Source organism: Aureibacillus halotolerans (genome assembly GCF_004363045.1).
Classification (GTDB): Bacteria; Bacillota; Bacilli; order Bacillales; family DSM-28697; genus Aureibacillus; species Aureibacillus halotolerans.
On the sequence record NZ_SNYJ01000003.1, the window covers coordinates 133,937 to 157,378 of the forward strand.

Here is a 23,442-nt window from a genome sequence, read left to right on the forward strand (position 1 = left end):
TGTGTTCTCCTCTCTATGCAAGCTCTTGTGCTTTGCTTTTCATTCGTGGCGTAAGTTTTGTTTCAAGGCGTCCTAACATCCAGTCAGCAAGCAAGGCTAGTAACGTCGATGGAATGGCGCCTGCTAAAATTAATTCCGGCTTATATAAATTCAGTCCGTCAAAGATAAAATCGCCTAATCCACCTGCACCTACAAAAGAAGCCAATGTCGCCCAACCGATCAAATACACTGTGGACACTCGTATCCCGGCCATGATTACTGGGACAGCAAGAGGCAATTCGATCCCAAAAATTAATTGCTGACTTGTCATGCCCATACCGCGCCCTGCTTCTAGCAAGTTTTTGTCGGTCTCTTTAATGCCAATATAGGTATTTCGTAATATAGGTAGCATTGAATAAAAAAACAAAGCGACGATTGCCGGAAGCTTGCCCACTCCTAAAAGCGGAATAAAAAAGGCTAGGATCGCTAAGCTTGGAAACGTTTGAATAATGCTGACAAGCCGAATAACGGTTTCGGCAGCACGTTGAAGTCTTGTAAGCACAATGCCTAAAGGCACTGCGACAACAATTCCCATCAATACGGCCACAAGCGAGATAAACAAATGCTCCCATGTTTTAAACAGCAGAGTATAGCCCTGCTCATTAAAAAATTGTAGTAAGGCGTCCAATGCCCTCATTCCTTTCATTCACTTTCTTGTTTCGTCTCTTCTCCCCAAATGGAGTCGTACACAAGGTCAGCCAATGTCGCCCTCGTCACAATTCCAGTTAACCGATGGTTTGCGTCAACGACAGGTACATATTTCGTGCCTCTCCTCAGCATCTTATGAATGGTATCTTGAATAAAACTGTCCTCACTCACTACGTAAAGTTCCGTTTCGACCACCTCTTGAACGAGCAGGGAGGTTTTTCGATTTTCTTCAATATCCTCAACGTCGATATAGCCTTCAAGCGTATTGTCTTCGCCAATGACGAGGAGTGAGTCAACACGTTTTTGCTTCATAATCGCGATGGCGCTTGCTAGCGTCTCTCCTTTATGAATCGTAACGGGGACTTTGTTCATGATTTGCCCTACTGTTTGCACTTCTGGCTTCGTTTGAATAAGGCGTTCTTTGCCAATAAAGGACTCCACAAATTCGTTGGCAGGATGGCGCAAAATGTCATCTGGTGTGCCTACTTGAACAATTTCTCCGTCGCGCATAATGACAATGCGATCAGCGAGCTTAATAGCCTCATCCATGTCATGCGTAACAAAAACAATTGTTTTACCCAGCTGCTTTTGCAGGTGTTTAAATTCTTCTTGTAAGCTGTCTCTCGTAATCGGATCAAGCGCTCCAAAAGGCTCGTCCATAAGAATTAACGGGGGGTTTGCAGCAAGTGCTCGCAGCACGCCAATGCGCTGTTGCTGTCCACCACTTAACTCTTGCGGATACCGATCGAGAAAATCCTCTGATAAATTCACCAGTTTGATGAGCTCCAACGCACGCTTACGCCGTTTTTCCTTTGTCCATTGAAGTAATTTTGGGACGAGGGTAATGTTTTCACTGATCGTCATATGCGGAAATAGACCAATTTGTTGAATCACATAGCCAATATCTCTGCGGAGCTGGACACGGTTTTGCTTCATAATGTCTTTGCCTTCAATCAAAATGCGTCCTTCTGTTGGTTCGATCAAGCGATTGACCATTTTCATGCTCGTCGTTTTCCCACAACCACTCGGCCCAATAAAACAAATAAATTCTCCCTTCTCAATTTCGAGAGAAAGCCCACTGACAGCCTTTTTTGATCCACTGTAAATCTTCGTTACATTCTCAAAGGTCAACATACCTTATTTTCCCTCCATCGTTTCGTCATTAAAAAGTAGTACTTTCTCGTTTCGAACAATCTCCGTAATGTACCGCATCGTTTTTTTCAACGCGATGTCAGGTTGATACTTTGTCCGATGGTTCAGCACATTGTTAAACATGCCTTGCCAAATGAGTATTGTGACCTCATTGATGGCATCCACATTTCGGTCGCTAATTTCCCCTGCTTGAAGAGCAAGTTCAAGTGCAGACCTCCCGCGCTTAGACATATTTCTTTCCATCAGTGTAGGGATGAGTTCTTCTGGAAAATGAACAAGCTCACGTGGAAACTTCGCATAGTAATGCTCCAGCATGTTTTCTGGGTAATCCCCTAAGTCCATCATAAATACTGCATGGAATAATTTTGGCTTCTGAAAGGAATGGTAACAAAAGCATTCCCATGCCAGCAGATATTTATCAATAGGCTTTGAGACTTTTTCCATCGTTTTTGCAACGTCCTCAGTGTATTCCTTAAGAAACATCATTGATGCAAAAAAGACAAGATGTGAAACCTCTGAGAAATAATTGTAAATGGTAGCACTATTATATCCCGCACGATCAGCTACTTTTCTGATCGTCACTTTGTCGTACCCTTCCTCACGAATGATATCTGCGGTTGCCTCGACAAAGTATTTCCACATACGGCTTTTTTGCAGCTCTTTGTTTTTCATCACCCGATTGCCCCCTACTTCTGTGAAAAGAACATATGAATAGTTGCCACAGAGAGATCATGTGTGATACCCTAATCACTCTTGAAAAAATAATCATGATTACAAAAAGCATAGCACAGTCTTTAAGATATTCAAAATTAGGATCGGCTGGAGGTCGTAGAATGGTATTTAACGTACGCGACGAATTTCTTTCAATTAAAGAATCCTTTCCCCACAAGATCAGAGAAATAAAACACGTCTGGGTCCCGATGAGAGATGGCACAAGACTGTCGGCCCGGATTTGGCTTCCAGAAGATGCTGAAGAAAACCCTGTACCTGCGATTCTCGAATACATTCCTTATCGGAAAGATGACTTCACCGCGTTACGTGACTCGATCCGTCATCCTTACTTTGCTGGGCATGGCTACGCTTCTGTTCGTGTTGATATTCGTGGAAGTGGTGACTCGGATGGCATCCTGTACGATGAATACCTCCCCCAGGAGCAACAGGATGCTGCTGATGTATTAAAGTGGATTGCAGAACAACCTTGGTCGACTGGTGAAGCAGGCATGATTGGAAAGTCATGGGGGGGATTCAACGGGTTGCAAGTAGCTGCCACTCAACCTCCTGAGCTTAAGGCAGTTATTACATTGTGCTCCACAGACGATCGATACGCCGATGATGTTCATTACAAAGGCGGCGCCATCCTTGCCTCTGACATGTTATGGTGGGCGTCGACGATGTTTGCATACAATGCACGTCCAGCTGATCCTTTGATTGTAGGAGATACATGGAAGCAGGACTGGCTCAAACGGCTTGAAGAAACACCTCCACATGTCGAAGAATGGGTCCGTCATCAACGCCGCGACAGCTACTGGAAGCATGGATCAATTAACGAAGATTACAGCCAAGTGAAAACGCCTATTTTTGCTGTTGGCGGATGGGCAGATGGATACACCAACGCCATTCCAAGGATGCTAGAAGGACTTCCGGGACCAAAAAAAGGCTTAATTGGTCCATGGGCGCATGAATACCCAGAGGTTGCTGTACCTGGACCAAACATTGGCTTTTCGCAGGAGTGCTTGCGCTGGTGGGATCACTGGCTTAAAGGGAAGGATACAGGCATTATGGACGAGCCTATGCTTCGAGCATGGATGCAGGACAGTGTGCCCCCTAAGGTTGATTATGATCATCGCCCTGGCCGTTGGGTCGCAGAACAATCGTGGCCTTCAAAGAACATTGAGGAAAAAACCTATTACTTACAGGCACAGTTGCTAGCCGATCAAGCAAGCAATGAGTCGCCGATAACCGTTGCTTCAATGCAGCAGCACGGCCTGTATGCTGGGGTCTTTTGCCCGTTTGGTCAGCCTGGAGACCTTGCCTCTGATCAACGCATGGAAAATGGGTTTGCCACGATTTTTACATCGAAGCCGTTATCGACGCAAATGGAAATTCTCGGAGCGCCAAAAATCACAGTTGAGCTAGAAAGCGACAAACGAGTGGCTTTGCTGGTGGCCCGCTTATGTGACGTTGCACCGGATGGCTCTTCAACAAGGGTAAGCTGGGGAATGCTGAATCTAACCCACCGAAACAGCCATGAACATCCTGAGGAGCTTGCTCCAGGAAAACGGTATACAGTAACACTTCAATTAAATGATATTGCGCATGCGTTGCCTGTTGGTCACTCATGGCAACTTGCTGTCTCTCCAACCTATTGGCCGCATGCATGGCCATCACCTGAAGAGGCCACGCTCACTCTTTATCCAGGAGCCGAGACAAAGCTCGTGCTTCCTACTCGTGAACCACAGGCAGCAGATAAGGCACTTCCAGACTTCGATGTTCCAGAAACGGCACCCGTCTTGAAAAAAGAGGTGCTCCGATCTGAACGTCGAAACCGCCACATCGACTACGATCTTATTGAGCGAAAATGGGTATTGGATGATTACTCTGATGAGGGAGCACGTAAGCTATCGGACAACGGACTTGAGTATGGAAGCACGAACCGTAATGTGTATTCCATTAATGAAGGTGATCCTCTTTCTGCAAACGTTCGCTGTGAATGGACCCTCGACGTTGGACGAGGTGAATGGCAAACACATTTGAAGAGCGTCAGCACGATGACATGTGATGCTGATTATTTTTATCTCTCCAATGAAATCAATGCCTTTGAAGGCGACGAGCTCGTGTTTACTAAAACATGGCCTGCAAAGATCCCCAGAGACCTTGGGTGATCATTTAATATGACAAAAGCTTTTTCATAGCCGAGGAAGGTGACGAGATTGCAACGAGGAAAAGGTTGTCCATAAGAAAATGGGCAGCCTTTTTTGGTTGTAACTCAACTTTCATGGAGCAAAGATCTCAAGCTAAGCGAGACCCCACAGAGCGCGCAAGCGATCGAGGAGGCGCAGCAGAAGCCAGGCGGCAAAGAAATGACGATGAGGTCCTTTTACGACGAGAGGCACTTCTGAGTCGCTGTTGCCGTTTAGAGCAAAGCGAGCGTTTGGCAGCTTGTATAAAAAGCAACCCCAACGATTTATTTCAGGTTTACCCAGTTATATCTAGGCGTATCTCCCGAATTCAAGGTGCGAAACGTGCGTTTGTTTAAAAAGAATAACAATGATGTTCTTCTATGACTGAACGTACATACATGCTAGACTGTTTATTCACGAACAAAAATAGATCGATTTTATATTTTCGTTCGTTTTTTCGAAGAATCTCAGCAAATTTTCAATAAATATACATTGTTTTGTTCGCAATTCATTGACTTGTTTGCGCTGGTATGGTACTTTCAAAAAAAATCATTGTATACAAAGCTGACAAACTTAGACATGCAAAGGAGTCCTATAAACCGATGGTAAATATTTTAGTGTCTGATGCGATGAGTGAAGAAGGTCTTGCGCCGCTTTTAAATGCCGATAATGTCAACGTGGTGCAGACCAATGCATCTGAAGTAGATGACCTTTCACAATTTGACGCCTTGCTTGTACGTAGCCAAACGAAGGTTGACGCGCAATTGATTGACAAGATGACAAACTTGAAAATAATCGCCCGTGCTGGTGTTGGTGTCGACAATATTGATATTGATGCAGCAACGTCCCATGGTATTGTCGTGATCAATGCACCTGATGGAAACACCATCTCAACAGCCGAGCACACGTTTGCGATGATTGCCTCTCTCGTTCGAAACATTCCTCAGGCAACGTCGTCAATCAAAGCCGGCAACTGGAAACGCTCTGCCTTTCAAGGACGTGAATTAAACAATAAAACCCTTGGCATCGTTGGTATGGGACGTATCGGTTCTGAAATTGCCAAACGCGCTAAAGCCTTTAATATGAAGGTAAAAGCGTTTGACCCGTTCCTCGCAAAGCAACGCGCAGAAAAAATGGGCATTGAATCTGTATCATTGGAAGAAATTCTTGAAACATGCGACATTATTACAGTACATACACCTCTAACAAAGCAAACGAGAGGTTTGATTAACAATGATAATCTGGCAACGACGAAAAAAGGCGTTTTTCTCGTTAACTGTGCTCGTGGGGGCATTATTGACGAATCCGCTTTAGCGAACTACCTTGATAAAGGTCATGTTGCTGGTGTCGCTCTTGACGTATTTGAAGTAGAGCCTCCAGAGGCGCATCCTTTGCTTGCTTACGAACAAGTTATTGCGACGCCACATATTGCTGCCTCAACGAAGGAAGCTCAGCTTAACGTCGCCACACAAGTCGCAGAAGAAGTGCTCCACTTCTTTGAGGGCAAACCAGCGCAGTCATCTATTAATCTTCCAGCCCTACCTAAAGAAGTCTTTGAACGTATGGAACCTTTTTATAACCTGACAAAAACAATGGGTCGTTTTCTTTCTCAGTGCATGAAGGAGCCTGTGAAAGAAGTGTCCATTACTTATGGTGGGGATATTGCAGACCTTGAAACGTCTGTGACCACGCGTGCATTGCTTGTTGGCTTTTTACAGGAACGTGTAGATACGGCAGTAAACGAAGTCAATGCGTCAATGCTGGCTAAGCAACGTGACATTCAATATGGAGAGACCATTACAACGGAAACAAAAGGGTACTCCAATTTAGTTGAGGTGAAGGTTCGCGGGGAACACACCACCTTCACACTCTCTGGAACGTACATCAAAGAGTACGGCATGCGGATTGTTAATGTGAATGACTTTGATATTGACTTCTTCCCTAAAGGGCATCTTGTCTATATCCATCACAATGATCAGCCTGGCGTTATTGGCCAGGTGGGTAAAATCCTTGGAAAACATGAAATCAATATCGCTACCATGCAGGTTGGACGAAAAAGTGCCGGTGGAGAAGCCATTATGATGCTTTCCTTTGATCGGGCACTAACCGAAAATGCGGTAAATGACCTTTCCTTCATTACCGAACTTGATTCTCTGAAAAATATCGAACTGTAAAAAAAAGAACCGGAGCGACGTTGTGATCTCATCTACGCGCTCCGGTTTTTTATGTGTTTTGTTAAAGTTAACTTTCGCACCTGACATTTGGTAGACACGTCTAGATATAACTGGTTAAACCCCTCAATTTATTGTTGTGGTTGCTTTTTATACAAGCTGCCATACGCTCGGCGAACTGCGAGCCTCCTCGATCGCTTGCGCTCTCTGTGGGGTCTCGCTTAGCTCGCTTTTCCCGCTGGAGTCTCGCTAGTGGCTGCTTTTTTTGATTTGTTAACGCTTTTTACATGCTACAGCATACCTCACAAAAGCTTTGTAAAAAAATACTTATTCTAGCTAATTTGTTGTGGTGAACAATTCTTATGCATATTGCAGAAATCCCCATGTACTTCTTTGTATTTATTCGAGGAATCGTTTCATCTCTGCATAATTGTTATCCTTGATCGACTAGCGCTTCATTCGTTTTTTACATGTATCGCTTAACTCAAATTCAATCTGTTCTATTTATACGTCAGGTTTTTGATTACTTTTTGCACTTTCTGAATCGCTTGTTCCATAACAGATTTGATTTGTGAATACATCCAATTGCTATGATAGGCAGACCTAACAAAGCCATTAAATCGTTGCGAAGTGTAAGAATGTTGCTCACGTCAACCCCGACTTTGGGGAAGAGCCATAGAATTTGCAAAACAGCAAAATCTACAGCTGCATCAATCCTGCGAAGCAGATGATCTTCAAGCACCTGGTAATATAATTCTGCATGAATCGATGCACTTACTTTTCTTGTTTACTAAAACAACACAGCACAACTCACTCTTTCATTTTCTCCATTATACGAGACCAAGAAAAAATAAAACAATTTACGCAGAAACAAACATCAGCGTAGTCAAAATACGTAGACTCCTGCGGGAACAGCGCGAGCTGAAGATCCCCTCGAAAAGCAAGACTCCGAGGAAGCTGAAGCCGTGCCCGCGGAAAGCGAAGTATTTTGACGAAGCGGTCGTATTTTCTTTTCACCCTGGAGGGCACAAGTGCACCATTCACTCGATAAGACCTTGTACTGTTTAAGCATCACCATAAACGAATGGCACGCTCAAAGAATATCCGTCCTTTTTTTACTGAGAAAATCATGGATAACTATTTGGTCCAAGTGGAACTTCATTGACCGCTGTCAGGTCGTACGGACCTACAAATTGAACAGGAGCATTCTCAAATACCACATGATCTGCACCATATTCCTCAGCCGTAAGCAGCAAGGCTTCAATCATCCATTGAGCAGATGCTAGATCCGAGAAATCGGCCGTCTCTGAAAATGTAATCACCGCTTCATTTCCTTCCACTCGCCCAGTGACGTCTTCATAGCCTTCTAAAGCTGAAGATATATTGGGTAGCTCCTCAGGCACTTGTTTCATAAATTGCACCGCCTCTGAAAACGAAGAAGGGATACGTAAGCTCGTCATTGCAGTTGGAGCTGGGACGAGCCAGTGCTGATTCATTTCGCTCCCATACGAATATAAGAAATACGGGCGTTGCTGCTTCTCTGTTAATGTCACTTGCTCGATGACACCAGCTTCCTGAAAATCAACACCTGGCTGTCCTTCCGTTTGCAGAATGACAGTTGAATAATTGTCAGCAAATGCCTCTTGCAAGGACGCGACAAACAAGGAATCTGTTGCAGACCCAACGAACAGCGATCCCACCTGCTGTTGCGTGAAGTTAAGTGTCACCGTCTCTGCAGATGTATCTGTTTGGATGTCGACCCCGTTAAACATCGCAGGAATTAAGCCAACCTCTGGGGCATCAATCAACTGGTTTGACTCTTCAAGTGCTGTGTCCGCATTTTTTAAAACCTCTTGAGTAGCGTCTTCTGTTACGGTAAACGATACTGGCACGACAAATTGAGCGTTCGGATCAAGCAAAGGCACCTTTACGACGTTTGCATCCTCGGGAACATTCAATAAGACGTGGGGCTGTGGTGCCATCATGGTCATCATTGGCACTTCTCCTTGATCTACAGCCTCCTCCTCAGCTTCCTTCGGTGAAAGCTTATCTTCAGAACGAGTTACACCTACATCGTTTTCACTAGTGGAAGACCTGGCATTGGATGATACACCGGAGTCCATTGCTTGGTCAGGGCTAGCCATTTCATCTTGCTGGAAGGGAAACATTGGAACCAACACAAACAATAGGGCGACTGCCGCCACAACAGCAGATAAAACCGGCACAAGCGACCGCCGTTTTTTTAGCTTTTTTGGCATATGCGCTTCTGTCTGCATTTTCGCCTGAATTTTTTCATAGAGCTCATCGGCATTCTGTGAATCGGTTGCTTTAGGCAGCTCGCTCAACAATGACTCAAGCTCTTTATCGGTCCAACGGCGTTTGTTCATCAAAGTTCCCCTCCTTTCCAAAAGATTGGCTCATGTATTGGTTCAGCTTTTTAAGTGCTCTATGTTGCGTCGTTTTAACCTTGCTTTCTGTCCACCCTAAAACCGCTGCTGTTTCAGCAATAGACATCGACTGGAGATAACGAAGAACGAGAACACTTCGATGTTTCTCGTTGCATTTATTCAATCCTTCATAGAGCTTACGTTTCTCCTCATTAATCAGTAGCTGGTCCTCTGGTTGTGGGTCTGGTGCTGTTAACGCTCCTTCTGTACTCAGAAGATCAAACCAGTCTCCACTATATTCTTTACGTCGCCCTTGCTTTCTCATCCAGTCAATGGCCACATGCCGAGCAATGGAAAACAGCCATGTTTTTTCAGAGCTCTTCCCTTCAAATGAATCATACGAGTGCAATACTTTTATATACACCTCTTGAATGAGGTCTTCAGCTTGTTCTTTGTTTTTCACCATATAGTAGAGAAAGTTGAAGAGATCATTGTGGTATTTGTTATAAAGCTCTTCGAACAGCGCCTGCAAATCGGGTTCCCTCCCCGTTACCTATTTGTCGTCATTTCGCTGCAAAACGTTACATTTGTATCCTATCATAGTTAGAAATCACCTAGAACGCAATATCACCAGGAGGCTAAAACAAGAAAGGTTGACCTCGTGAGTTCAGGTCAACCTTTCTATACGTTATTGTTCAGTATCGAACTCTCGAAAAGGGAGAACGATTGTAAATATCGTTCCTTCATGCTCAACACTATGAACTGACAGACTTCCACCATGAGCCTCGACTAGGTTTTTTGAAATAGCAAGCCCTAATCCCGTTCCTCCTTTGCCACGCGTACGCGCTTTATCCGCTTTATAAAAGCGTTCAAAGACAAAAGGCAAATCATCTTCGGGAATGCCATGACCCGAATCAATGATGCGGAGTGTTAGGTCGTTGGTGGTCGATTGGACACTCATCGTCACATCGCCACCAGCTTCTGTATGCCGGATAGCGTTGTCTAATAAATTTGTAAGCACCTGCTCCATACGGTCTTCATCTAGCGGGAAACGTTCTACCGACAGATGGAGGTCTGTTCGCAACGAGACTTCTTTTTCACTTGCGAGCGTAAGGAATTTGTACAAAATACGATCTAAATAGACGCGAAGATCAATGTTCTGAATGCTAAGTTCGATGTACCCTGCCTCAATCCGAGCCATATCGAGGAGCTCATTTACGAGCCTGCCCATTCGAAGAGATTCTTCATAAATAATTTTCCCGATCTCACGCATTTCCTGTTCATCTGCAGCGACATCATCAACGATGGCTTCACTATATCCTTGAAGTAAGGAAATCGGTGTGCGCAATTCATGCGAGACGTTGGCAATAAAATCCGTCCGTAGTTTGTCCAGTTTTCGTTCGTCCGTCATATCCCGGAGCACAGCGACAGCACCTCTTACATATGTACCGTCATAAAGCGGTGCCATAATGATGACCCATGTCCTACCTTGGACGGTTAATTCTGTCGTTTCGTTTCTTTCTCTTTGTACTGCGCTGGCAAATAGTTCAGACACAGCCGGAGGAAGTTCACTTTGGTTTTTCTCCTCTGAGAGCATTTGCAGAAATCGTTTAGCTGGTGGATTTGTGACAAGAATATCACCATCTCGATTAATCGTCATAACCCCGTCCACCATACTACTTAAAATACTTGTGAGCTGTTCCTTTTCCTGATTTAACGCCGTAAGGTTAAAGTGAAGTTCACGGCCCATGCGGTTAAACGCTAAGGCAAGCTCCCCAATCTCATCATGCGTCAATATCGGCACCTTCGTATTAAATTCACCCTTGGCCACTTGAAACGCTGCTTCTCGCATTTTTCGAAGCGGTGCCGTGATTCTGGTCGATAAAAAGAAGGCGAAAACAGTCGTTAGGATGATCGCTATCCCCGCGCTCAACAATACAATGCGAGTCGTTTCCTCCGTCGTCCGCTGAATTAAATTCAGCGATTGATAGACATAGACAGCACCTTGCTCGCCGTTCAGCACAGTCGCAGGAACACCGACAATCATCACTGCCTCGGAATCCTCTTGTTCATTTGGAATCCACGTTGTTTCAGACACTGTACGCTCAGTTGTCATGGCAGCACTCAATGTATTGTTCTTCATGATATCCTCGATAGAAAAGGAACCAAAATCCGTTTTATCCGACATCCAATATCGTTCTTCATTGCCGACGATAATAACACCTGTCGTCTCATCTGCGACCTCAAAGGCGATAGAACGCCCAATCTCTAAATCCTCATGGCTGTCTAAAATACGTACAACCTTTGCGGCGGACTGTGTGAGGTCCTTTTGAGCTTCTTCCACTTGATACTCATGGAAAAATTGCAGAAGCAGCACCGTCAGGATAAGCAATACAAAGGCGACAAGCAGGATGATGGTGAGCCATACTTTTCCGACGACACTTCGCCAAATCATTTACTCACCTGCAACCTCAAATTTATACCCTACACCCCATACTGTCACGATCATCTTTGCTGCATCTGTTGACATTTTCGACAGTTTTTCACGCAAACGTTTCACATGCGTATCAACTGTACGCAAGTCACCAAAAAATTCATATTTCCACACTTCCTTAAGCAACTGTTCCCGGTCAAACACCTTATCTGGCGTTCGGGCCATAAAATAAAGAAGCTCATATTCCTTTGGCGTAAGATTGATTTCCTTGCCATCGGCAGTCACCCGGTGGGCATCATGATCAATGGTAAGGTGGGGGAAGACAAGCACGTCCTTCGCTTGTGTGTCTGTATGCAAAAACTTTGTGGAGCTTGAGCGGCGAAGAATCGCCTTCACGCGGAGTACAACCTCGCGTGGAGAAAAAGGCTTTACGATGTAATCGTCTGCCCCCGATTCAAAGCCTTGTACACGATTGGCTTCCTCACCTTTTGCGGTCAAAAGCACAATCGGTGTCGCCTTTTTTTCACGGATTCTCTCACAAACCTCTACACCGTCCATCCCTGGCATCATGATATCGAGCAGGATGCAATCGTAATTCCGGTGGCTGGCAAGTTCCAAGGCTTGTTCCCCATCTTCAGCTTCGTCAATTTCATAATTCTCACGCTCAAGATACATTTTTAACAGCCGGCGAATCCGTTCCTCATCGTCAACAACAAGTATACGAGACATTTTCTCCATAGATGCTGCTGTGGGTACAGCAGCCCACCACCCTTCCATTTCTGTCGACCCTTTTTGTTACGCGTATGAATGAAGTCCTGATATGACGAGATTAACGAAAATCAAGTTAAACATAATAATTGCGAAACCAATTACAGCAAGCCACGCGGACCGTTCACCGTGCCACCCTTGAGACAATCTCAAGTGCAAGAAGGCGGCATAAAACAAGAAGGTTACGAGCGCCCATACTTCTTTCGGGTCCCAGCCCCAGAAACGACCCCATGCTTCTTGTGCCCATATCATCGCAAATACGAGTCCACCGAGAGTAAAGACGGGAAAACCAATCGCCACAGCGCGGTAGGACACTTCATCAACAACTTGAGGGCGTACTCCTTTTAGTTTTGGCTGAATAGCCGCGCTTATACGTTTTCTAAGCAACAATCGCAACAGACCATACAGTAGCAAGCCGCCAACGATTGAAAACATCAGCGTATTGAAGCGTCGTGGCGCTTCTGCTCCATTGAGCCATGCAGGCGTCTCAAATGGTGCATCAAAATATGCATCGCCTTCAATCAACTCCCCATTATGTGGGGCAAACACAACAGGTAAATTATATTCGACCGTCATTTCACTTTCATCCTGCACATAACGATACACTTCACTATGATTCGTGAACGCAAATATTGACGTCAAAACGACAAAGGCAAATGTCGCACATAATGTATACATGATAAATTCAAGCCAAAACGTTTTTTTGCTTGCTTTTGTTTGGTCAACGACTGCCATCAGATAAACCAGCCCTGCAGCAAAACTCACGGCGAGGATTGCTTGTCCAGCTCCAACGGTCGTCACATGAATATACAACCATTTGCTTTGCAATGAAGCGACGAGCGGTTCGATCTCCGTTGGAAACATGCTCCCATAAGCAATGATAATCATCACAATTGGAAGGGCAAAAAGGCCAAGGACATTAATTTTATAAATAAAATATAAAATCAAGAAGGCTAAAATAAACATCATGCCAAAAAAAGTGATGAACTCAAACAAGTTACCAACTGGAATCCGCCCAGCCACAATCCAACGCATGATGAAATAGCCTAAATGACTTAAAAATCCGAGGGACGTAATTCCGAAAGCAATTTTTCCCGATGTGGTCCAGACTACATCATCGGTTTTCTTGCGGATCGCACCACCAAAAAAAGCGGTGGCAACCAAATAACATAAAAATGCGATAAAAAGTAGGTTTTCGCTTAACTCCGCCACGTCTCCTTCTTCCCTTCTTCAGAGAATGTGTCGTTCTCTTTTTCTTCTGTTCGATCAGCCGCTGTCAAAAGCGAGTGTTGCTCGGTCACTTGCTCGAGCTCTTTTTTAAAGCCAAACCAGTTTTTGTTTGTGTGGGCACTCACCCATACCATTTCGCCATCTTTTTTGACCCACACACGCCGATGCGTCCAATACATCCCTTGGATGACACCTATCATGAAAATAATGCCGCCCACTAACAAAATGCCTAATGTCCGATCACGCTGCACGGTCAATCCAGTCGCTTCGCGAAATTCTGGCGCGACGAGGCTCAGTTCAAATTGATTATCTGCGTCTGGAGAAGCTACGTTGATCCCAATACCAATGACGCTTCTTTCAACACCTTCAATGCTTGGGCCTGTTGTTTCAAACACAAATACAGGATTGTCTGGGATTTTCGATCTAGTCCCTAACTTGATCGTTCGCTCGCCATCGACCCAAACTTCCTCCACTTGGTAATCTGGGTAATAACCGACGAGGGTGGCTTCATACCCATTGTTCAGCGGATAAACCACTTCTTCATTAGTGTGAATTGCCTCATCGCCAAGGTTGATCGTAAATTCACCAACACTTTCACCCGTCGTTACAGAATTAAGCGATAACGTAAGTCGATAAAGCTCCGCAGGCTTGTAATTCATTTGATACAATTTTAACCCATCCACTTCAAGTGGTTGATTTACACGTATCAACTCTTCCTTCACTTTTTCAAGATCAGGTTCTGAGCCAGGTATCGATCCTTCTGCACGCTTATAAACAACAGCCTCTGTCTGATAGGACTTGACGACTCCTCCACCAACACGATCGAGCGCTTCTTCGTATAACCCTTCATTGTCTTCTTCATCATAATAAATGACTTCAAAATTTTTATTCTCGAGAAAATAGCCGTCTGTGTGTGGGATCGGCTCCGTTTCATACTCGCGCACCCAAAGAGAATCTTCAACATACATCGCTGGGAAAAAACGCAGCATGACGCCAATAAGAAATAGTATCAACCCGATATGATTTACATACGGACCCCAGCGAGAAAAGCGTCCTTTTTCAGCGAGCAAATAATCGCCATCTGTCCTTACTCGATAGCGTTTCTTTTCAAGTGATCGTTTCATCTCATCCATAGAAAATGACGACGTCTTCGTCGTGGAGAAAAGACGTTGATGCTTCAAAAAATGATCTGCCTTCATCACTCTTTGATGCTTTAATGCTCGATACAAAGGAACGAAACGATCCAACGAACAAATGACTAGCGAGATTCCGATCGACCCAACAAGGAGAATATACCACCATTGTCCGTACATATTGTGAAAGCCAAGCTGATAAAAAATTTGCCCCGCAATGCCAAACTCATCCTTGTAGTACGTTTCTTCTGTTGAACCTGGGGGCAAATACATTTCCTGTGGAAAAATGGTTCCTAACGAGGAAATGATTAACGTAACAAAGATGAGCCACACACCGACTTTTACGGAGGAGAAATAGTTCCAAATTCGATCCACGAGCGAGCGTTTGTACGTTTGCGATCTTCTCGCTGTGCCTTCGTAGCGCATTTCTGCCACCATGCGATTACGTTCTTCTTCTGTAAGCGGGCGCCCGCAAGCCTCACACAAATTTGTTCCTATAGGATTGACATGCCCGCATTCGCATTTCACTTTTTGCATTCGAACCACCTGCCGATCTTTGCAATCATTTGGAAGGCAGAACATCTTCCATATATTGATTTATTTCAGGAGCTGTCATTTCGCCGATCTTGCGATGAATCACATTGCCATTTTCATCAAGGACATACGTTGCAGGCAATCGATCAATTCCGTACGCTTCCATCACGTCGCCGTGTTTGTCCATCAAAACCGGAAAGCTTGTCTCCATCCGTTCGATAAACGGGGCGACGGTCATTTTGCTTTCTTTCACATTCACAGCAAGCACTTCGACGCCTTTGTCCTTGTATGCTTGGAAAGCGGCTTCAATCGCTGGCATCTCACGCTCACATGGCTCACAATACGTTCCCCAGAAATTCACAACGACACCTTTTCCCTTTAAATCAGCTAATTCAATTCGGTCACCATCAAAGGTTTCCAACGAAAAATTCGGAGCAGCTTCCCCCGCTTGGACAATCACTTTTTCAGTGAACAATCCTTGATATAATGTGAAAATCAATGCGCCAAAGAGGACGATCAAGATTCCCGTCCGTACGACCAGCCGTTTTTTCTTCTTTTTCATAGTACCGATCACCTCGATGAAAGCGTTTATGTATGCTCTACATACCTTTTTGCAGCGAATGCTTCAAACATTCAAGGAAAGTATATCATTAGACGCCTCTGTGCTAGAATTCGATTTATGACGGTTGTGTGACAGCAAGTTCACGAAGCTTTTTCACCTCATGTGGTGTAAGCTCACGAAAGTCCCCGGGCATAACTCCTCTAAGGTCTAGAAACCCATAACGTTCCCTCTTCAATTTGATGACGTTAAAACCAAGGGCTTCAAACATTCTACGAACTTGGCGATTTTTCCCTTCATGAATGGATAGTTCGACAATAGATGTTTTGCGCTCTGTGTCTCTTGAAATGACTCTAGCAGTTGCGGGTGCTGTCTGACCATCTTCAAGGTGAACCCCTTTTTCAAGCTTTAGTAAATCTCCTTTTTTAATGATGCCTTCAACCTTCGCCACATACGTTTTTTCAATTTCATACTTTGGATGCATCAGCATATTTGCAAACGTCCCGTCATTGGTGAGCAGCAACAACCCAGACGTATGGTAATCAAGTCGTCCAATCGGATACACGCGCTGGCGCACAGTTTCAAAGTAATCAATAACAACTTTGCGGTTTTTTTCATCTGAAACGCTCGTGATAACCTCTCTTGGCTTATAAAATAAAAAGTAGACAGGTTCTTCTCGCTCCATAGGGACACCATTTACTTCGACGCGATCATTTGTGGATACCTTCGTGCCAAGTGTCTTGATGACCTCTCCATTGACGGTTACTTTTCCTTCTAAAATCAATTCTTCAGCCTTACGACGTGACGCTACACCTGCATGTGCGATCACTTTTTGTAAACGTTCCATTGGTCCACCTCTATTTTTTGTTCTTATTGTCTGCTTCCGTTATGATGCGTCATTTTTTGAAAAACCTTCATTAAAGATCTCACAAATTGCTCACAACAACGAAAAAACACCGCGGCAGAACCAGTTTACCTGTTCCTTCGCGGACATTTCCAAGCACTGCTATTGTACCATACGTAACACCGTCGCGCTCGTCTCTGTAACGTTCCTCTATCGTAACGCAACGACAGACTAAAAAACAATAGAGACAACAACAATTGCCGCAATCAATCCGACAAGGTCCGCGAGCAACCCGACTTTCATGGCATCACCCATCTTCTTGATGCCTACAGCGCCAAAATAAACCGTGAGCACATAAAATGTCGTATCTGTACTCCCCTGCATGGTTGATGCCAATCGACCAATAAATGAGTCTGGGCCAAACTGCGCGATAAGATCCGACGTCATTCCGAGCGCTGCGGTTCCTGAAATGGGGCGAATTAGTGCCAGTGGAACGACTTCAGCCGGCACTCCAACGAGGGCCAATACTGGCTGGAGTAGTTGCGTGATCGCATCCATCGCACCGGATGCTCGAAAAATTGATATCGCGACCATCATACCAACAAGAAAAGGAATAATGGAGAAAGCCATTTGTATGCCTTCCTTCCCTCCTTCAACAAACATTTCATAAGTTGGTACACGCTTCCATGTTGCGAAAAGTAAAATACCGCCAATTAAGAGAGGGATGATGAGTGTAGAGAATGCAATCATTTTTGCTACCTCCTCATTCGACGATGAGCAAAATAACGATCAATCAAAATGGCGGAAATAAGTGAAATCAATGTCGCCGCAAGCGTTACGCCAACAATTTCTGTCGGACTCTCAGAGTGGTAGGTCATACGAATCGCAATGACGGTTGTTGGCACGAGGGTGACACTCGATGTGTTGATAGCCAAAAAAGTGATCATGGATCGGCTGGCCGTTGGTTGGCTTCCATGAAGCAGCTTCATTTGCTCCATCGCCTTTATACCTAAAGGAGTGGCTGCATTGCCTAGGCCAAATAAATTGGCTGTCATGTTTGATAAAATATAGCCCATCGCTGGATGCTGTTTAGGGATGTCGGGAAACAGTCTGCTCATCAGTGGACGGCATAGCTTTGCTAAACCTGCTAGAAGCCCTGCCTCTTCTGCAACCTTCATTAGACCAAGCCAAAAGACAAGCACAGAGATTAACCCAATGGATAACACCACCGCCTGCTCTGCGCCCTCAAATACAGCTTTGTTCACCTCATCAATCGTGCCCGTAATCGCTGCGTATACGAGACCAATGACAGTCAATGCGACCCAGATGTAATTAACCATGAGGCTGACCTCCATAACCCACATGAAAGAACCCGAACAAACGTTTAAAAAACCCTGGTTTTGGAGGGGGCTCGTGCTTCACAAGTCTGACTGTCGTCACTTGTTCTTTGGCAATCGACACATCTGCAAAAGAGTCTGTGTCACCCAACCTTAAATCAATTGTAACGTCCTCCTTCTCGCTGTCACGGAGCGGGAGGACAACGTTAAATGCTGGCGCGTACTCCTCCTCCAACTGTAGCGATTTCCTATCCAATCGCTCATCTTTATCAAGAACGGTGTACCAATCGAACTGTGAAAATCCCCACTCGAATAATGCCTGGTGATCCGCCCAATCAGAGGACGCATTGAGCGTAACCACCACTAAGGGTTCACCTTCTTTTTCTGCAGTTGAAACGAGCGTTCTTCGTGCACGCTTCGTGAAACCAGTTTTTCCTCCCGTTGAGTGGGGATACAAAGTCGTCAAAAGCTTATTTTTATTTTTCCAAACACGATTCCACGGACCGTCTGGATCTTTTACCTGATAGAGCTTAGTCGAAGAGACTTCACGGAATTGGTCGTTTTTCATTGCTTCACGCGTAAGAAGCGCCATGTCAAAAGCGGTTGAAAAATGTTCTTCATGATCATCAAGACCATGAGGATTGTTAAAAATCGTGTTTGTCATGCCAATTTGCCGTGCTCGTTGATTCATCATAAAAACAAACCCATCTACACTACCGCCTACATGCTCTGCAATCGCCACAGCAGCATCATTTCCTGATCGTAGCATCAATCCATATACAAGGTGCTTGAGTTTAATTTTCTCCCCTTGTTGCAGATAGAGCGAAGATCCTTCCTGTCGCGTTGCAAGTGCCGAAACGGTGACTTCCTCATCCCATTTAGTCGATTCAATGGCTAGGAGGGCGGTCATTATTTTCGTAATGCTAGCAATACGCATTTGCTTGTGCGGCTGTTTGCCAAACAGCATACGCTGACTTTCTAAGTCCATTAACACAGCCGTCTCAGCAGACACGTTGGGAGGCGGCCTGTCCTCTTTAGTCGCAAGACTTGCTTCTAATGGCATTGACGTAAATAGCATGACGAGTAAAATGAAAAAACCAATCGTTTTCATAGCGTTCGACTCCTTGTCTTAAACCACCTATTTATGCCTATGTGGAAAAGACAAGCCGCATGAGTGAATTTTCTTCATTCACCTAAGACAAATATATTCTCTTTTACTAGGGCGTGTCTGAGAACTCTGAAGGGAGCAGATGTTGCCGAATTTTCGTTCCAAGCCAGGCGCTTTTTCGCAGGCGTACCGGACGTACGTCAAGAAAAAGGAACGCAGCAGGGGACGAAAAGGCGGTGACAGATGCCTCTTAGCGAGTTTTAAGACACGCCCTAAACTTCCGCACCTTACATTTGGCAAATACGCTTAGAAATAGTTGGATAAACCTGAAATTCATTGTTGTGCTTGCTTTTTATACAGGCTGCCATACGCTCGCTTTCCCGCTGGAGTCTCGCTAGTGGACGCTTTTTAATATTGCTCTCATTTTTTATGATGCATGAATTAAAAAGGGATTTTATCTAGTGCCCTTTCCACTACCTTCGTTGGTTATGGTTGAAATTGAACCAAACAAGGTCTATCTCATTTCATTCGTTCTTTACAATAACCAAAAACGGTAACTAACAAGACTCCTGCGGCAAAGCAAACACGATGAGGTGTACGGGAATGTCGACCGCTGCGTCAACAAACTTCGCTTTCTGTGGGGCACGGCTTCAGCTTCCTCGGTAAGCAGGCTTTCCGAGGGGATCTTCAGCTCGCGCTGATCCCACTAGAGTCTACGTATGTAGACTACGCTGATGTTTGTTTCTGCGTACATTGCTTTAATGAGGCTCGGTCTCGTATAGAGGGTAAAAGCCGTGTGGCAACCAATTAAGGCAAGTTCCATGAAAGGTCGGTCTCATTTGATTCGCCCTTTATCATAACCAAAACGACGAATAGCGAGACTCCACGACTAAGAAGTCATGACGAGGTCTTCTCGAGTTGAAGATGCACTTGTGCCCTTTCAAGCTGAACGCGAATGTATAGCCGTTTGTCTAGAGAAAATGGGTTCAAAATGGGCATTTGTAAGAGAACACGCACAGCTTTTTTTCTAATTAGAATACGATCTACATTACCTGATGGGGCACTAGTTATTTAGAGCGTAGAGATCCGCTTCATTAATAAACTCCAAACAGATTCAATTAAATTGTTTGGAGTTTTATAGGGATAAATTAGTAATGTCTTAGGATTCCCGTCGTGTTTTCATTTCCACGGCACGGCTTCAGAACTCGCTATTACGAATTGCTATCGTCCCAGTCTTCGTTTAATTGATCAAAAAATAAGTCAGGGGCTGGTTCTTCCTTGTCTTCCACAACTGGGAGTGGTGGCAATCCTTCAATCGATTTCAGGCCAAAATGCTCCAGAAATTGTGGGGTCGTTCCGTATAAGATGGCTCGTCCGCTACTTTCTTTTCGTCCTTGATCCTCTATCAGTTCACGGGAGAGCAGTGTTGCAATCGGGCGTTCGCTTTTGACGCCACGAATGTCTTCGATTTCCGGCCTTGTCATCGGTTGGTTGTAAGCGATGATCGCCAAAGTTTCCAGTGCAGCTTGGGACAAGGTCGAAGCACCCGGGGTTGTGACCAAACGATCAATATAAGAAAAATACGCTGGCTTCGTCGCAAGCTGGAACATCCCAGCGATTTCGATAATATGTAAACCGCGTGCTTGGTTTTCGTAATATTGCTGCAGAAATGTTAACGCTTCAGCAGCGTCATCCTCACTACACTCAAGCGCGTTGGCCAGCATCGTTAAGTCAGCCCCCTCGTTTCCGGCCGCAAAAAGCATTGCTTCAATAATTGCCGCTCTATTATCAATTGCATTCATTCGTCTATCATCCCTCTAGTCTCAACGTCGTGCTCAAGGTAAAGTTCAATCTCGGAAAAATTGCCTCCTTGGCGGTAGCCAATCTTTTTTGTTTTTAAAAGCTCCAGCACCGCTAAAAAGGTGACAACCACCTGCGTACGATCTCCAGAATCCATTAGCTCTGCAAACGAAAGCCGCTTTCGCTGAAGTCGCTGCACGATGGAGGTCATTTTATGCTCAATCGGAATGTCCTGACGTTGGATAACGGTATCCGGTCTCGCTGGCTCTCCTTGTTCTCGGGTCTTTTGTTGGAGCTTTAACAAACTTTCTGCCAAATCATACAACGAAACATTTTGCAGAACCTCTTCATTTGCTGCTTTTGGAACCGGTAGGGAGTGACATGGCCTCGAAAATAAGCGACTATGCTCTGCTTCGCATTCTCGCAAGCGTGAGGCAGCTTCCTTATACCGTTTGTACAATACCAACTTCTCCATTAACATCGCTGTAGGGTCTTCCTCTTCTTCCTCATCCCAATCGTCAAAAGCGTCGTCTTGGACTTGCGGCAGCAGCATCTTGCTTTTTAGTTCCAGCAATGTGGCTGCCATCACTAAATATTCACTTGCTACATTCAGCTCGATCGTTTTCATCGCATGGATATAGGCCATGTACTGGTCGGTAATTTCCCGAACAGGAATATTGTATATATCAATCTCAAACCGCTGCGTCAGATGAAGCAGCAAATCTAACGGTCCTTCAAAACTTTCCAATTTCACCTGGTACGACACGCCGTTCACCTTAACTTTATAAATTCCAGCCAGGCTGGTCTAGAGCTATTTTATCATAGTTTGCTGCTTATCGTTGACTGACAACAGAACGGTGATACAGCTATTCTGTATACCCATGAAAAAGCCTGCCTCCATAAAGATTGAGTTGCTGGTCAATGCATGAAATCAAAGCTTCCTTTTGTCCCGTTTTTTGATAATGGAAGAGAGCATCTTCAAGCGTTTGACAAAACAAAGGATCTGTCTCGGCAAGCTCTCTTCCAGCCCATTTGCCTTGACCCGTCCAGCGGCCATTCGTTCGGCATACAAATTCCTGAATGTCATGAAGAAGCTGCTGCAACACGTAAATCGTTTCTATCGCTGGACGATCATCCTCAAAATCCACAAGCGTATCCGTTATCGCGTACCTGCGAGAAGAAATATCAAGCTGGGATAACGGATGTGGGCCTTTTTTCAATATCAGTCGAGCTTGTTCTAAAAGCTCAGAACCAATGCCTTCTTGATCGGTGTAAAGAATACCTTCTGCTGTTAAACGAGACATAAACGGCACCCCTGCATACGTTTCAGTGACCATGACGGTTTGCAAAGCACCTTGATTGTAAACAAAAAGCTCCAAAGGACAACCCTCTAAAAGCAAGCTTTCACGATAATAATGCGGAATCGTATCGCTGATGATGACAATATCTACATCTGACCCTGATTTCGCCCGAGAAGCGACATGACTACCACCAATAAATGTTGCATCAGCGTGATGCCAATGCGTATCGACATACTCTTTCGCAATTTTTAGGGACATCAAATACCCCCTTTTTAGAAAGTATATGCGCCGACCTGCATTGACAAAACAAAAACCAAGAACTTCACTCAAGTGCCCATACACTTTTCGTGACGTAAACATATGGTATTACTGTAAGTCAGCTATACATTTAAAAGGAGGAATTTTTAATGAGTGCTTGTGGATATGGATCTGGCAAAGGGTTTGCTTTGATTGTTGTGCTTTTCATTCTTTTGATTATTGTAGGCGCAGCTTGGTGCTAAGCTAACCCATATACCCCCCATTCCGGGGGTTTTTTGCTGTACTCATCGTTTTCACTTGATAGAAGACATCATTTCTGTTCCAATGGAGCAAAGGGGTGATGACCATGCACAGAGACACAAATGTTCCTCCGGAAGCTTTTCTCAGCTATTTGCTGCATTTTCATGGGACAAGGGATTATTTTGAATGCCATGAGATTTTAGAGGACCATTGGAAAAGCGAAGACATTAAAAACCCCTTATGGTCAGGCTTGATACAACTTGCAGTCTCTCAGTACCATCACAGGCGTGGGAATTTTAGAGGCGCTGTTCGGTTGCTCGAGAAGGCGATTGTAAAGCTCCCCGCTGACGACCCCCAACTTCAAGAGCTCGGAGTGGATGGGCCACAATTGCACACGTTGCTCAACACATTACAAACCCGTGCGGCAAACCAACAACTTTATAAAAGTGTAATACTGCCGTTGTCACCATCACTTCAAAAAGCATGCCAAGTTGCATGCGATGAGCAAGGTCTTCTCTTTGGTCAACAAAGTGATCTGACGAATGATTCTCTGATCAACCGTCATATTGAGCGCCATCTATCGGATAAACGATTGTAAG

At 44.8% G+C, this 23,442-nt stretch carries 21 protein-coding genes; 4 read left to right on the top strand and 17 right to left on the bottom strand.

Annotation, left to right across the window (positions count from 1 at the left end):
- Nucleotides 1-13: 13 nt before the first annotated feature.
- Genes EV213_RS05155 through EV213_RS05165 form a run of 3 tightly spaced genes read right to left on the bottom strand, consistent with a single transcriptional unit; the run spans nucleotide 14 to nucleotide 2,511 of the window.
- Nucleotides 14-667, bottom strand: coding sequence for an ABC transporter permease (locus EV213_RS05155; protein WP_133579432.1), 654 nt, complete (start codon nucleotides 665-667; stop codon nucleotides 14-16).
- Between the two features lie 14 nt (nucleotides 668-681).
- The gene (locus tag EV213_RS05160) at nucleotides 682-1,821 is read right to left on the bottom strand and encodes a betaine/proline/choline family ABC transporter ATP-binding protein (protein WP_133579433.1); all 1,140 of its coding nucleotides are present in this window, start codon (nucleotides 1,819-1,821) and stop codon (nucleotides 682-684) included.
- Nucleotides 1,822-1,824: 3 nt separating this feature from the next.
- Entirely contained in the window at nucleotides 1,825-2,511 is a 687-nt protein-coding gene (locus EV213_RS05165; RefSeq protein ID WP_133579600.1) for a TetR family transcriptional regulator, read from the bottom strand.
- Nucleotides 2,512-2,672: 161 nt separating this feature from the next.
- On the opposite strand from EV213_RS05165, the gene EV213_RS05170 reads away from it, so the two are divergent.
- Together EV213_RS05170 and serA are read left to right on the top strand one after the other, a co-directional pair.
- The gene (locus EV213_RS05170; protein ID WP_133579434.1) at nucleotides 2,673-4,721 is read left to right on the top strand and encodes a CocE/NonD family hydrolase; all 2,049 of its coding nucleotides are present in this window, start codon (nucleotides 2,673-2,675) and stop codon (nucleotides 4,719-4,721) included.
- Nucleotides 4,722-5,341: 620 nt separating this feature from the next.
- Nucleotides 5,342-6,913 (top strand): phosphoglycerate dehydrogenase, encoded by a 1,572-nt coding sequence (gene serA, locus EV213_RS05175; RefSeq protein WP_133579435.1) that lies wholly within the window; start codon nucleotides 5,342-5,344, stop codon nucleotides 6,911-6,913.
- Nucleotides 6,914-8,037: 1,124 nt separating this feature from the next.
- Here the strand turns inward: serA and EV213_RS05180 are convergent.
- From EV213_RS05180 to EV213_RS05245, 14 genes are all read right to left on the bottom strand, one after another.
- Nucleotides 8,038-9,297, bottom strand: coding sequence for a hypothetical protein (locus EV213_RS05180; RefSeq protein WP_133579436.1), 1,260 nt, complete (start codon nucleotides 9,295-9,297; stop codon nucleotides 8,038-8,040).
- Entirely contained in the window at nucleotides 9,272-9,829 is a 558-nt protein-coding gene (locus tag EV213_RS05185) for an RNA polymerase sigma factor SigX (protein WP_133579437.1), read from the bottom strand. The genes EV213_RS05180 and EV213_RS05185 overlap by 26 nt, the downstream gene beginning before the upstream one ends.
- 156 nt (nucleotides 9,830-9,985) lie before the next feature.
- Complete coding sequence (locus EV213_RS05190; protein WP_133579438.1) at nucleotides 9,986-11,752, bottom strand: ATP-binding protein; 1,767 nt, start codon at nucleotides 11,750-11,752, stop codon at nucleotides 9,986-9,988.
- Nucleotides 11,753-12,469, bottom strand: a complete 717-nt coding sequence (locus EV213_RS05195; protein WP_133579601.1) for a response regulator transcription factor — start codon at nucleotides 12,467-12,469, stop codon at nucleotides 11,753-11,755. It lies immediately after the preceding gene.
- Between the two features lie 57 nt (nucleotides 12,470-12,526).
- On the bottom strand, nucleotides 12,527-13,711 hold the full coding sequence (ccsB, locus tag EV213_RS05200) for a c-type cytochrome biogenesis protein CcsB (protein WP_133579439.1): 1,185 nt from the start codon (nucleotides 13,709-13,711) through the stop codon (nucleotides 12,527-12,529).
- Nucleotides 13,699-15,399, bottom strand: coding sequence for a cytochrome c biogenesis protein ResB (gene resB, locus EV213_RS05205; RefSeq protein ID WP_133579440.1), 1,701 nt, complete (start codon nucleotides 15,397-15,399; stop codon nucleotides 13,699-13,701). The genes ccsB and resB overlap by 13 nt, the downstream gene beginning before the upstream one ends.
- A 25-nt stretch (nucleotides 15,400-15,424) precedes the next feature.
- Complete coding sequence (gene resA / locus EV213_RS05210; protein ID WP_133579441.1) at nucleotides 15,425-15,958, bottom strand: thiol-disulfide oxidoreductase ResA; 534 nt, start codon at nucleotides 15,956-15,958, stop codon at nucleotides 15,425-15,427.
- Nucleotides 15,959-16,073: 115 nt separating this feature from the next.
- Nucleotides 16,074-16,802: a pseudouridine synthase gene (locus tag EV213_RS05215; protein ID WP_133579442.1), complete on the bottom strand. Its 729-nt coding sequence runs from the start codon at nucleotides 16,800-16,802 to the stop codon at nucleotides 16,074-16,076.
- A gap of 228 nt (nucleotides 16,803-17,030) precedes the next feature.
- Nucleotides 17,031-17,549 (bottom strand): spore maturation protein, encoded by a 519-nt coding sequence (locus EV213_RS05220; RefSeq protein WP_133579443.1) that lies wholly within the window; start codon nucleotides 17,547-17,549, stop codon nucleotides 17,031-17,033.
- A gap of 5 nt (nucleotides 17,550-17,554) precedes the next feature.
- On the bottom strand, nucleotides 17,555-18,139 hold the full coding sequence (locus EV213_RS05225) for a nucleoside recognition domain-containing protein (RefSeq protein ID WP_133579444.1): 585 nt from the start codon (nucleotides 18,137-18,139) through the stop codon (nucleotides 17,555-17,557).
- Entirely contained in the window at nucleotides 18,132-19,199 is a 1,068-nt protein-coding gene (locus EV213_RS05230; RefSeq protein ID WP_243740001.1) for a D-alanyl-D-alanine carboxypeptidase family protein, read from the bottom strand. Before EV213_RS05230 ends, EV213_RS05225 begins: the two co-directional genes overlap by 8 nt.
- Before the next feature lie 1,256 nt (nucleotides 19,200-20,455).
- A complete protein-coding gene (gene scpB / locus EV213_RS05235; RefSeq protein ID WP_133579445.1) occupies nucleotides 20,456-21,046 on the bottom strand; it encodes an SMC-Scp complex subunit ScpB in 591 nt (196 codons plus the stop codon).
- Entirely contained in the window at nucleotides 21,043-21,810 is a 768-nt protein-coding gene (locus tag EV213_RS05240) for a segregation/condensation protein A (RefSeq protein WP_133579446.1), read from the bottom strand. The genes scpB and EV213_RS05240 overlap by 4 nt, the downstream gene beginning before the upstream one ends.
- A 100-nt stretch (nucleotides 21,811-21,910) precedes the next feature.
- Nucleotides 21,911-22,603, bottom strand: coding sequence for a nucleotidyltransferase domain-containing protein (locus EV213_RS05245; protein ID WP_133579447.1), 693 nt, complete (start codon nucleotides 22,601-22,603; stop codon nucleotides 21,911-21,913).
- Nucleotides 22,604-22,752: 149 nt separating this feature from the next.
- Here EV213_RS05245 and EV213_RS05250 point away from each other — a divergent pair, with 149 nt between their 5' ends.
- On the top strand, nucleotides 22,753-22,845 hold the full coding sequence (locus EV213_RS05250) for a YjcZ family sporulation protein (RefSeq protein WP_133579448.1): 93 nt from the start codon (nucleotides 22,753-22,755) through the stop codon (nucleotides 22,843-22,845).
- Between the two features lie 104 nt (nucleotides 22,846-22,949).
- Nucleotides 22,950-23,441: a DUF309 domain-containing protein gene (locus EV213_RS05255; RefSeq protein WP_166639164.1), complete on the top strand. Its 492-nt coding sequence runs from the start codon at nucleotides 22,950-22,952 to the stop codon at nucleotides 23,439-23,441.
- Nucleotide 23,442: the final 1 nt, after the last annotated feature.

Excerpts from the sequence above, each read along its gene's own strand:
- EV213_RS05160 (WP_133579433.1), bottom strand. The coding sequence starts at position 1,821 with ATGTTGACCTTTGAGAATGTAACGAAGATTTACAGTGGATCAAAAAAG.
- EV213_RS05165 (WP_133579600.1), bottom strand. The coding sequence starts at position 2,511 with ATGAAAAACAAAGAGCTGCAAAAAAGCCGTATGTGGAAATACTTTGTC.
- EV213_RS05170 (WP_133579434.1), top strand. The coding sequence starts at position 2,673 with ATGGTATTTAACGTACGCGACGAATTTCTTTCAATTAAAGAATCCTTT.
- serA (WP_133579435.1), top strand. The coding sequence starts at position 5,342 with ATGGTAAATATTTTAGTGTCTGATGCGATGAGTGAAGAAGGTCTTGCG.
- EV213_RS05180 (WP_133579436.1), bottom strand. The coding sequence starts at position 9,297 with ATGAACAAACGCCGTTGGACCGATAAAGAGCTTGAGTCATTGTTGAGC.
- EV213_RS05190 (WP_133579438.1), bottom strand. The coding sequence starts at position 11,752 with ATGATTTGGCGAAGTGTCGTCGGAAAAGTATGGCTCACCATCATCCTG.
- EV213_RS05195 (WP_133579601.1), bottom strand. The coding sequence starts at position 12,469 with ATGGAGAAAATGTCTCGTATACTTGTTGTTGACGATGAGGAACGGATT.
- resB (WP_133579440.1), bottom strand. The coding sequence starts at position 15,399 with ATGCAAAAAGTGAAATGCGAATGCGGGCATGTCAATCCTATAGGAACA.
- resA (WP_133579441.1), bottom strand. The coding sequence starts at position 15,958 with ATGAAAAAGAAGAAAAAACGGCTGGTCGTACGGACGGGAATCTTGATC.
- EV213_RS05215 (WP_133579442.1), bottom strand. The coding sequence starts at position 16,802 with ATGGAACGTTTACAAAAAGTGATCGCACATGCAGGTGTAGCGTCACGT.
- EV213_RS05220 (WP_133579443.1), bottom strand. The coding sequence starts at position 17,549 with ATGATTGCATTCTCTACACTCATCATCCCTCTCTTAATTGGCGGTATT.
- EV213_RS05225 (WP_133579444.1), bottom strand. The coding sequence starts at position 18,139 with ATGGTTAATTACATCTGGGTCGCATTGACTGTCATTGGTCTCGTATAC.
- EV213_RS05230 (WP_243740001.1), bottom strand. The coding sequence starts at position 19,199 with ATGCCATTAGAAGCAAGTCTTGCGACTAAAGAGGACAGGCCGCCTCCC.
- scpB (WP_133579445.1), bottom strand. The coding sequence starts at position 21,046 with ATGAATGCAATTGATAATAGAGCGGCAATTATTGAAGCAATGCTTTTT.
- EV213_RS05245 (WP_133579447.1), bottom strand. The coding sequence starts at position 22,603 with ATGTCCCTAAAAATTGCGAAAGAGTATGTCGATACGCATTGGCATCAC.
- EV213_RS05250 (WP_133579448.1), top strand. The coding sequence starts at position 22,753 with ATGAGTGCTTGTGGATATGGATCTGGCAAAGGGTTTGCTTTGATTGTT.
- EV213_RS05255 (WP_166639164.1), top strand. The coding sequence starts at position 22,950 with ATGCACAGAGACACAAATGTTCCTCCGGAAGCTTTTCTCAGCTATTTG.